General features: G+C 34.4%; 9 protein-coding genes and 1 tRNA gene. 5 read left to right on the forward strand and 5 right to left on the reverse strand.

Going from position 1 to position 10,794, the window contains the following annotated elements; translation table 11 throughout:
• Window positions 1–368: 368 nt before the first annotated feature.
• Both AB4Y90_RS09765 and AB4Y90_RS09770 read right to left on the reverse strand, forming a co-directional pair.
• Window positions 369–455: transfer RNA gene (locus AB4Y90_RS09765), tRNA-Ser, on the reverse strand.
• Between the two features lie 57 nt (window positions 456–512).
• On the reverse strand, window positions 513–1,529 hold the full coding sequence (locus AB4Y90_RS09770) for an asparaginase (RefSeq protein WP_441557279.1): 1,017 nt from the start codon (window positions 1,527–1,529) through the stop codon (window positions 513–515).
• 55 nt (window positions 1,530–1,584) lie between these two features.
• Here AB4Y90_RS09770 and AB4Y90_RS09775 point away from each other — a divergent pair, with 55 nt between their 5' ends.
• Window positions 1,585–2,259 (forward strand): TrmH family RNA methyltransferase, encoded by a 675-nt coding sequence (locus AB4Y90_RS09775; RefSeq protein ID WP_441557280.1) that lies wholly within the window; start codon window positions 1,585–1,587, stop codon window positions 2,257–2,259.
• 17 nt (window positions 2,260–2,276) lie between these two features.
• A complete protein-coding gene (locus tag AB4Y90_RS09780) occupies window positions 2,277–2,894 on the forward strand; it encodes an XAC2610-related protein (protein WP_441557282.1) in 618 nt (205 codons plus the stop codon).
• 1 nt (window position 2,895) lies between these two features.
• Here AB4Y90_RS09780 and AB4Y90_RS09785 read toward each other — a convergent pair whose 3' ends face one another.
• Genes AB4Y90_RS09785 through tsaD form a run of 3 tightly spaced genes read right to left on the reverse strand, consistent with a single transcriptional unit; the run spans window position 2,896 to window position 5,063 of the window.
• Window positions 2,896–3,591: an RsmE family RNA methyltransferase gene (locus AB4Y90_RS09785; protein WP_441557284.1), complete on the reverse strand. Its 696-nt coding sequence runs from the start codon at window positions 3,589–3,591 to the stop codon at window positions 2,896–2,898.
• 45 nt (window positions 3,592–3,636) lie between these two features.
• Window positions 3,637–4,047, reverse strand: a complete 411-nt coding sequence (locus tag AB4Y90_RS09790) for a hypothetical protein (RefSeq protein WP_441557285.1) — start codon at window positions 4,045–4,047, stop codon at window positions 3,637–3,639.
• Window positions 4,047–5,063, reverse strand: coding sequence for a tRNA (adenosine(37)-N6)-threonylcarbamoyltransferase complex transferase subunit TsaD (tsaD, locus tag AB4Y90_RS09795; protein ID WP_441557286.1), 1,017 nt, complete (start codon window positions 5,061–5,063; stop codon window positions 4,047–4,049). The genes AB4Y90_RS09790 and tsaD overlap by 1 nt, the downstream gene beginning before the upstream one ends.
• A gap of 4 nt (window positions 5,064–5,067) precedes the next feature.
• Here tsaD and AB4Y90_RS09800 point away from each other — a divergent pair, with 4 nt between their 5' ends.
• From AB4Y90_RS09800 to AB4Y90_RS09810, 3 genes are all read left to right on the forward strand, one after another.
• Window positions 5,068–9,867, forward strand: coding sequence for a translocation/assembly module TamB (locus tag AB4Y90_RS09800; protein ID WP_441557287.1), 4,800 nt, complete (start codon window positions 5,068–5,070; stop codon window positions 9,865–9,867).
• A 127-nt stretch (window positions 9,868–9,994) separates the two neighbouring features.
• Window positions 9,995–10,465, forward strand: a complete 471-nt coding sequence (locus tag AB4Y90_RS09805; RefSeq protein WP_066678756.1) for an Lrp/AsnC family transcriptional regulator — start codon at window positions 9,995–9,997, stop codon at window positions 10,463–10,465.
• A 68-nt stretch (window positions 10,466–10,533) separates the two neighbouring features.
• On the forward strand, window positions 10,534–10,794 hold a 261-nt coding region (locus tag AB4Y90_RS09810), incomplete at its 3' end, for a hypothetical protein (protein ID WP_441557288.1).

Genomic DNA, 10,794 nt, shown 5'->3' on the forward strand with positions numbered 1-10,794 from the left:
AGACAATTGCTGCAATTAGGGCTAAGAAATGAGTTTCCAAATTTACAAGAATAGTTTTTTAATATAAAAAGATAAAAATCAATCCGTTAAAAAATTCCCATAGCTTAGATGCGGAATAAAAACTAAGAACCAGATTACAAATAAATAATCCACATGGGTTTTGGGAATTTTAGGATTGAGATTTAATTTTTAGCAAAAGATTCAGGTTTTGAAATTTTACTTCTTTACTTAAATAAAAACCACATACATTCATACTATTGTCGAGATGTATTTTAAAAAGTGCATTTCAAGCAAAAATCCAGATCAAATCGATCTGGATTTTGTTTATTTTATTCGAAAAAAAAAGCGTTGAAAAATCAACGCTTTTGCAGAAAGGAAGGGATTCGAACCCTCGATACAGTTACCCGTATACTACCTTTCCAGGGTAGCTCCTTCAACCACTCGGACACCTTTCTATTTTGAAGACTGCAAAAATAGGCTATTTTATTGAATCTACAAATTCTTAATTTAAATTAATCACTTATTTCTCCGCAAAGATTCCATGAGAAATTATCGGCAAAACTTCCCTTGTAATTTGGGTTGTCAATAAGGTGCATCGCTTTCGTGATCGCAGCTTCGGCAGTCATATCTCTTCCGCTGATGGCTCCGATTCTTGAGAAAATATTAGAATTTTCATATTTTCCAAACGAAATTCCGCCGGAAATACACTGACTGACAACAACGATTTCAGTTCCGTTTTTTCTGATTTGCTGTAAAGTTTCCAACGTTTTTTCACTGCTGAAAATGGTTCCCGAACCGAAAACCTGCAAAATCAAAACCTTCATTTTGGGAATTTCTTTAAAATGATTCAGTTTCATTCCCGGAAAAATTCTCCAGAATAAAACGTCTTCAGAGATGTGGTTGTCCACATGAAACTCAATTCTTAAATCCGGTCTGAACAAATTATCTTTTTCAATTTTCAAATGAACTCCGGATTGCCCGAGAATAGGATAGTTTGGACTTGCGTACGCATCAAAATACTCCGCAGAATATTTTAAGGTACGGTTTCCACGCAATAATTTATATTCAAAATAAATCGCAACCTCCTGAATAACGGCTTCTTTTTCTTCATAAAGACTTGCATAATACAAACTTGTCAGGAGATTTTCTTTTGCATCGGTTCTCAAATCTCCGATCGGAAGCTGTGAACCCGTTAAAATAACAGGTTTCGTTAAACCTTTTAGCATAAAACTTAATGCAGAAGCGGTGTAAGACATCGTATCCGTTCCGTGAAGAATTAGAAATCCATCGTATTTTTTATAGTTATCGAAAATAAGATTGGCAATCATTCGCCATTCTTCGGGTCCCATGTCTGAAGAATCGAGTGGCTGTTCGAAAGGATGTACAAAAACTTCACATTCCATCAATTTCATTTCGGGCATTTTTTCAAAAATATTTCCAAAATCAAACGCGCGGAGACTTCCGGTTTCGTAATCTTTTTCCATACCGATCGTTCCACCGGTATAAATCAACAGGACTTTTCTTTTCATGTAAACTTTTCTTAGAATTTCAAAATTACGTTAATTTGCAAAGATTTGAAAGAAGATGAAAGATTTAGAAAAAACTTACGAATATTTACAGCAGTTTTTAACGGAGGAAAGATTAAGAAAGATAGAGTATTTTGCCCCTGAAAGCTCAGATTTTATCCTTCCCGTGATTGAAGATATTTACCAGTTCAGAAATGCTGCCGCAATTGTGCGTTCTGTTGAGGCTTGTGGTTTTCACAAAGTGGTAGCTTTGCAGGAAGAGCATAGTTTTGAGCCGAATTTAAGAGTCACAAAAGGCGCCGATACATGGGTTGAAGTGGAAAGATTACCCAGAAATCTGGAGTCTTTTCAGAATATTAAAGACCGTGGTTATAAAATGGTGGCTGTTTCGTTAGAAAAAAATGCAAAATTTTTACCCGAATATGAAATTACAGAGCCGATTGCTTTGGTTTTCGGAACTGAAATGGAGGGAGTTTCTGATGAGATTTTAGATTTTGCAGATGAAACTCTGGCGATTCCGATGTATGGTTTTACGAGAAGTTTTAATGTTTCTGTGGCGGCTTCAATCTGTATGTATGAATTAAAGCAAAAGCTGATAAAATCGAATATTGATTATAAACTGGATGAAGAAAAATTGCTGAGAATGAAAATTCGTTGGGCTGTAAATTCGATGAGAAGCGGAGAACAGATTTTTGAAAAATATTTAAAGGATAATAATATTAGTTTTAGCTGATGAAAAGCATCTTTTCCTTGATTGTTTTATTTTTTATTTTTTCTTGTTCGCAGAAAAACCAAAATTCTATATCAAATAAAGATTCAACAGTTGTGGCTATTGATTCTGTTGCTGTAAATATTGACAGTTCTAAAATTGAAAATGTCAAACAAGAAAGTGTTTTAGACGAAGAACCAAAAGATGGAAAATATTCTCAAATTATTAAGGATAAAGGTATTTCTGCTGAAGTTTTTTATACGATAAAAGAAGGAAGAATTGATTATTACAAACTGAAAGTTTATCAAGGAAAGAAAATACAAAATCTTAATGCAGTTTCAGATTGGGAATTTCGTAATGTGGAAGAATTGGATTTTAAGTTTCAGGATGTAAATTTTGACGGGATCAGTGATCTAACGATATCAAAAGAAGTCGGAATGAACTGGTTTACTTTAAATGTATGGATTAATAAAAACGGAAAATTTATTCAGGAAAAAAAATTCGATGATATTTATAGTCCGACTTTTGATCCAAACAGCAAAGAAATAAAATCATATCACAGAGTTTCAAGTATTGGTGAATTTTGGTCGACTTATGAATGGAAAAACAAAAAATTAATTCGAACTTCCTACACGGAAAATGTTGTTGAAATCAATTGATCTAAACCATTTTATTATAATTCCAAGCCGCTACAAAAACTCCCGCAGTTTCTGTTCTTAATCTCTGATTTCCCAAAGAAACAGCTTTAATTCCTTTATCTGCTAAAAACAGAATTTCCTTATCCGAAAAATCTCCTTCAGGACCAATCAGGAAAGTGTAGTTTTCTAATTTTGGAATTTCATTTAAATTAATTCGTTCTAAATTTTCGTTGCAATGCGCTACAAAAGTTGTTTCAGAATCAATATTTTTCAAAAAATCCTGAATTTTAATCAAATCATTAATAACCGGAAAATGAAATCTCAAACTTTGCTTTGATGCTGCAATTCCCTGTTTCCTGATTTTATCGATATTTAAATTTTTACGTTCAGTTTTTTCAGTTTGAAGAATCGTAATCTCAGAAATTCCCATTTCTACAGCTTTCTCCACGAAAAATTCGATACGGTCAATATTTTTTGTTGGCGCAATCGCAATATGAAGTTTCGGACTGAAATCAGGCGTTTGAGTTTTTATTTCTGCAACTTTAATTCCTGCTTTTTTTCCTTCAATAATCAATGTTCCGGAAGCAAGATTTCCATTTCCGTCGGTGACAAAAATTTCTTCACCATCTTTCATACGAAGAACTTTTACGATGTGTTGCTGCTCTTCGTCATTAATGATTGCTTTTCCGTTATCAATTTCGCCAAAAAAAAGTTTCATTGTTTAAGTTTTAAATCTCGCTAGGTTTATATAAAATAGAATCGTTTAGAAAAATATTTCATTTTCACTTATAAACGCCACTCCGGTTTTTATTGTGGTATAAACATCGCCTTCGCAGTCGCGGTAAGAGCACATGTAGATTTCTTCAATCCAGGCATTATTCATGAAAATCAGATTTAGATATTCCTTTTTCCTTAAATTATTTTTGATGGATAAATAATCTCCTTCCTTTGGCTCAAAATCAAAATTGAAAACATTTTCAGCGTTTATTTTCTCAATAATTTCTTCTTTTATATTCTGAATAAAACCAGTTTCCGAACCGATCATCTGAAAATCATCTTCATCAAACYCTGTTGAAGTATCATTTTTTCCTGTTATCGTTTCTAAAACCCAATAATATTTTGAGTTCTTTTTAGATTGTGTTCCCAGTACTTTTTCTTCTAATAATATCTTCATTATAAATCGTATTTTGAAGTTGCTGTAGTTCTTAAATCTGTAAATTCTCCTCTTTCAAATTTAAGTTGAGCAACCATTGCAATCATTGCTGCATTATCGGTGGTATATTCAAATTTTGGAATGTAAATATTCCAGCATAATTTCTCATGATTGTCCTGCATTACTTTTCTCAATGCTGAATTGGCAGAAACGCCGCCTGCAATGGCAACTTCTTTTATGTTTAAATCTTTAGCTGCTTTCTCTAATTTATTCATTAAAATTTCGATGATGCATTTCTGTACCGAAGCACAAAGGTCATTCATATTTTCTTTAATGAAATCAGGATTTTTCTTTACTTCTTTCTGAATGAAATACAAAACCGAAGTTTTAATTCCGCTGAAAGAATAATCGTAGTTGTCTAATTTAGGTTTATTAAATTTAAAAGCATCAGGATTTCCTTCTTTTGCCAATCGGTCAATAATTGGTCCGGCCGGATAATCCAAATCGAAAATTTTCCCGATTTTATCAAATGCTTCACCCGCTGCATCATCGGTTGTTTTTCCGATGATTTCCATGTCGAAATAATCTTTTACCAAGACAATCATCGTATGTCCGCCACTTACGGTAAGACACAAGAACGGGAATTTTGGCGGCACAGGATTTGCATCGTCAATGAAATGCGCTAAAATATGCGCCTGAAGGTGATTTACTTCTATTAAAGGAACATCTAAACTCATAGCGAGCGACTTGGCAAAAGAAGTTCCTACAAGCAAAGAACCCAAAAGTCCGGGACCTCTGGTAAAGCCTATGGCAGAAATTGCATTTTGTTGTATATTTGCTTTGAGTATAGATTTTTCAACAACAGGAATAATATTCTGCTGATGGGCACGAGAAGCCAATTCCGGAACAACTCCACCATATTCTTTGTGGATTTCCTGATTGGCTGCAATGTTTGAAAGAATAGAATTTCCTTTGATAATAGCTGCTGAAGTGTCATCGCAAGATGATTCGATACCTAAAATTATAGAGTCGCTCATAATAATGGCAAAGTTAGAGAATAATAACGAAAATAATAATAAAAAATCGGTAGCTGAAAACCTGGGAGACCAGGTTCAAAAGACTGTGGAAAATGTTCAGGAGACTGTGAAAGAGGCTTCTGAGCTGGCTTCAGACGCTATAAATCATCCAATAGATACCGCTCAGGAATTCGGAAAACAGGCAGCTAAAGATGTTGTAAGCTATTCTTGGTGGGCAAAATTATTACTTTTTCTTTTCTGGACGCTTCTTTCAATCGTCGTTCTTGTTTTTATTGCAATCAACTTGCCGGTTACCAAAAGATGGGCAGCAGATCAGGCTTTACAGATTGTCAACAGAGATTTTAAAGCCAAAATGTCTACCGAAAGTGTAGAGGTTGATTTCTTTGGAGACGTTACCATAAAAGGCTTAAGAATAAAAGATTATAAAAATCTGGACTTTATTAAAGCAAGAGAGTTTAAAGCAAATTCCGACTGGTTTTCTTTGGCAACCAATATCGGGAAAAACAATTCTTTAAGTTTTAATGGTTTGACGCTTAACGATGCAGACATTAAAGTAATTACTTATAAAGGCGACAGTATTTCAAACTTCATCCGTTTTACACAGCTTTTTGATAGTGGTAAAAAGAAAGATCCTAAAAAGCCACCTTTTCAACTGAACGCACGTTTAGAAATTTTAAATTCAAAAGTTTCTATTGTTAATCAAAATTCTCCGGGAGAACCGGGGAAGTGGTTGACTGCAACCAATGTAAATCTTATTGCTCCAAAAGTTAAAGTCAATGGCGCAAATATCAATGCCCGAATTGATAATTTTACTTTTATTACCAAAAGATGGGGGAAATCTCACTTTGTAGAAACTTTTTCTACCGATTTTTCAATGACCGAAGATTATCTTTCTTTGGGAGATCTTACGCTAAATACTGATCATTCACTTCTTCAGGGAGATATTAAATTTAATCTGAATAAAGGTTCGTGGGCAGACTTTACCAATAAAGTAAAGTGGGACATGAATATGAAATTGGGAAGCCAGATAAGCGGTTATGATATTTCTTATTTTGTGACCAATTGGGATAATTTCATTCCGTTTAATGCAAGCGGGAAAATGACGGGGCCGTTAAATCATTTTACTTTAGAAAATTTTCTGATCAGAAATCCTTCGGTAAATATTGCAACAAAAAAACTGAAAGCCAATCATTTGTTAAAAGGTGATTTCACCATAGAAACCGAAAATCTTTCGGCAGATTTTACCTATAAAGATCTGAAAGCAATGATGCCGACTTTCGTTTCCTCAAAGATGAAAAATTTTGCGGATGATTTTGGTAAATTAAAATACAACGGAACCGCAAAAGTTACTCCAAAACAGGTTTATGTTTCTTCAGGGAATTTAATGACAGGAATTGGGCAGGCAAAAATTTCTAATTTTTCTTTAACAGATTATAGTTCAACTTTACCTAAATACAAAGGTTATGCAGAAGTGAACGATTTGAATACTTCTGTCATTACCAAAAGCAAAGCCGTTGGTTTGATTTCCGGTAAATTTAATTTAGACGGACAAAGTTTTGATGTGAATACGATGCGTTTGAGTACAAAATCTCAGATTTCGAGCATTGAAATTATGAATAACGAAATCAACAACGTGGTTTTGGATGGGCTTTTAGATCACAAAAAATACAACGGATTGATTACCGTAAATGATGAGCAGGCAAAAGCTACAGTAAAGGGTTTAATTGATTTCAGTACCTCAAGAATTTCTGCCAATGTAGATGCCGATGTTTCTTATTTAAATATGAATTATTTTACCGATAAAGCGGGAACTCAGGTTGTAAGTGGTAAAGTAAACGGAAAAATGGCAATGTCAAGCATCAATGATCTGACTTTGGATGTTGAAGCCTCAAATGTAAATTTTGCAACAGCAGATCAGAAATATCATATTCCGAATGCCAAACTTAAAACTTTTGTAGAAGGCGGAGAACGCTCGATTCTGGTGGATGCTCCGGGAGCGGTCAACGGGAAAATCTCGGGAAAATATAATCTTGCCGATTTAGCAGGAATGGTTGAAAATGGTTTAGAGAAAATTCTTGTTGGCCCGGAACCGAGAAAGCTGTATCGTGGACAAGCTTTTGCGATGAATTTTGATGTTGAACAGGGTTTGGTTGCCTATTTTATGCCTGATTTAAAACTTCCTCAAGGTGCAAAAGTAGAAGGTGAGTATGACGGAAATTCAAATAATTTAATTCTAAATCTTGATGCAGCTTCTCTGAAGTACATCATGACTAAAAAGGAGGAGATTACCGAAGCAGATCGTGCTTTGGCAGAAGCCAATCCTGATTACAAAATTGATGACAGGGTAGTGGTTACACGAGACAGCGCAATGGTTGACAGTGTGATTGTAAGAATTAATACTGCCAATACCGAACAGCAGCTTTACGCAAAAATCAACAGGCTCGAATACAACAAAAATATCCTGAAAGATGTAATACTGACAGGAAAAAATGATAATAATTCAGTGTTAAGGATTTCTACCAACTTTAAACATGGAAGCCCGGAAGATGAACTGGATGACAACCTGAAAAGTTATGCGGTTAATTTTAACCAGTCAACAAATCCTGAAGGAGATTATGTTTTCAGGTTTGAGCCGACAGAAGTTAATTTAAATAATGTAAAATGGTCGATCGATACCAATCCGGAACTCGATCATTATGTAAGTTACCGTCGTAAAACAGGAGATTTTGAAATTCATAATCTGCGAATTTTTTCAGATGATAGTTCATTGCAGATCAACGAATCATTTTTTAAATCGGCCAAAGATTTCTATGTAGACGCTGAGATTCAGAATTTTGCCATAGAAAAGCTTTTAGAGATGCAATCTGGTGGAAATCCGATGGATATTAAAGGTTTGGCAAATGGTAATGTGAAAATCAAAATGGATAAAAGCACATTGCAGCCATTGGTAGATCTTACGGTTGATAACATCATGATGAACGGGAATGACATGGGTGACGTTACGATTTCTGCCGTCAATGGTTTTTCTTTAAATGTGTATGATGTTGATGTAAAAGTAGCTTCAGCCGGAGTAATCGGTAATAATAATCTGCATTTGACAGGAACTGTAAATAACAATACCCCAACTCCAACGATTGATTTGACAACTGAATTAAGAGATTTTGATCTTGCATTTACACAGCAGTTTGTGCAGAGTATTTTTGGAAATTTAAGAGGGAAAGCAACCGGTGATCTGAAAATCAACGGAACGCTTAAAAATCTTGATTACAGTGGTGATATTGCTTTAAAAGAATTTGGTTTAAAATTATTATTCACAGGAGTAGATTACTCGTTTGATGATACGGTGATTCCGCTTTCCAAAGGTTTGGCAATTTTAAATAATATTGGAGTTCACGACGGAAGATCAAATTCTTCAGGAACAATTTCCGGTGCGATACAGTTTGAGACACTGTCTTCAATGGGAGTCAACCTGGTGATGAGAGCAGATAATTTATTAATGCTAAATACTACTCAGAAAGATTACGATCTGTTTTGGGGACGGGTTTACGGACAGGGTGATTTGTATGTTGACGGACCTGTTTCTGCTTTAAACCTTTCTACTCCAAATATGAAGGCTTTAAATGGAAGTACATTTACTTTCAACTCAAGTTCTACTTCTAATGTTGAAGAATTTAAAATGCTGAGGTTTTTGAAAGAAGGAAAAGACGGTTTGGTAACTTTGGAAGAAAAAAAGAAAACCGGCGCCAATATGAATATCGATTTCAGTTTGGATGTTGATAAAGGCACAACAGTAAACGTTTTGGTAGGTGATGATGTAGGAAATATTACTGTGAAAGGAATGGCAAACAATCTGAGATTCCAGATGAACAGACAGGGAAACATTGCAATGAACGGATCTTACATGGTTGACAGTGGAACTTTTGTATCTAAAGCCATTCTCAACAGAACCTTTCAGATTCAGAAAAACAGCAGCATCAGATGGGATGGTGACGCAATGAAACCGTCTCTGGATATTTCTGCCAATTATGTGAGAATGGTTTCTAATGCAGGAGATTATTTAAATATGGGACAATTGCAGCCGATCAGTGTTTTGCTGCRGGCAAATATTACCAATACTCTAAATGATCCAAAAATTGCGTTGAATGTAACTGCGCTTGACGTTTCGAGCCAGGTAAAAGAAACTTTGGCAGCAAAAATCAATCAGACAGAAGGTGAGAATGTTTTACAGTTTGGTTCTATTTTATTGCTTAATATGTTTAATGTTTCCAATTCTGGAGGAGGATTTAATTTTGATGCCGCAGGAATTGCCGAATCTTCCGGTTACAATATGTTATTAAAACAATTAGGTTCTGTATTGAATACGGTAAGTAGCGAATTCCAGATTGATCTGAATTACGTAAAAGGAAACGACCAGTTTTCTAACAATGGCGACAGAGCCAACGCCGGAGTAAGTTTTGAATTGTCACCGAGAGTTACCGTAAAAACAGGTTTGGGGATTCCGCTTTCCAGAACAGAAAATACTAGCAACAACTATCTTTCTGGTGAAGGATCGGTAGAATACGATATTTCAAAGAAAAATGACGGTACGCTTGTTTTGAGAGGTTATTCTAAACCAACCAACATCGGAATGGGTGTAGGAACGGTTGGTACGAATGGTTCTGCAAATCAGGCTTATGGTGGTGGTATTGTTTGGAGCAAAAGCTTTAATTCTTTATTTAAAAAGAAGAAAAAAGACAAAAAGTCAGCTAATACTGAAGCTGAAATAAAAACAGATTCTGTAAAATCATCCGTAAAAAACCCATAATTTTTTAATGATTTTTATCATACGTGTTAATTATTGTTAATATTTAAGATAAATTCTTTAGTTAAATTATTTTTCTTAATTTTGTAAAAAATTTATTGATTTTTTAGGAAAAATATAATTTCACTATATGAACTATCAACTGGACGAAATAGACAAGAAAATTCTTGACTTCTTAGTAGAAAACACAAGAATGCCTTTTACAGAAATTGCTAAGCAGATGGATGTTTCTGCGGGTACAATTCACGTAAGAGTGAAGAAAATGGAAGATGCAGGTATTATTTTAGGATCATCTCTTAACCTTGATTATGGTAAATTAGATTACCATTTTACGGCTTTCATCGGAATTCTTCTAACAAAATCAAACCGCACACAAGAGGTTTTGAAAGAGTTGGGAACCATTCCGAACGTTATCGAAGCAAGCGTTATCTCAGGAAAATACAATATCTTCTGTAAAGTAAGAGCTAAAAATACAAACGATGCAAAAAGAATTATCTATCAGATTGATGACATTCAGGACGTAATGAGAACTGAATCTATGATCTCTATGGAAGAATTTTTAAGCGATAAAAACAGATTGATTAACGCAATCTCAATTTAATCAATTTTTAGACGATATAAATATTCAAGAACTTATGAAATCATTCATAAGTTCTTTATTTTTGCAGTATGGAAAAAGAATACAAAGAGTACAGTTATTTTGATGAAGATCCGAAGAAAGGCTGGGGTTTTATTTTGGCATTGGCTTCTCTGCTTCTGTTTACTTTTATGGGCATCGGTCTCGATTTTGATGAATACCTTCAGCATGAAGGTCTGAATATTCCTAAAGAATATTTCTACATTATATTTTCTGTTGATATTCTTATGATTTTAGGAATTGTACTGATGTTTTTCTACAAAAAAATAGGGATTGTATTGTTTCCTTTGATG

It is taken from the genome of Chryseobacterium sp. 2TAF14 (assembly GCF_052115105.1).
In the GTDB taxonomy this organism is placed as follows: domain Bacteria; phylum Bacteroidota; class Bacteroidia; order Flavobacteriales; family Weeksellaceae; genus Chryseobacterium.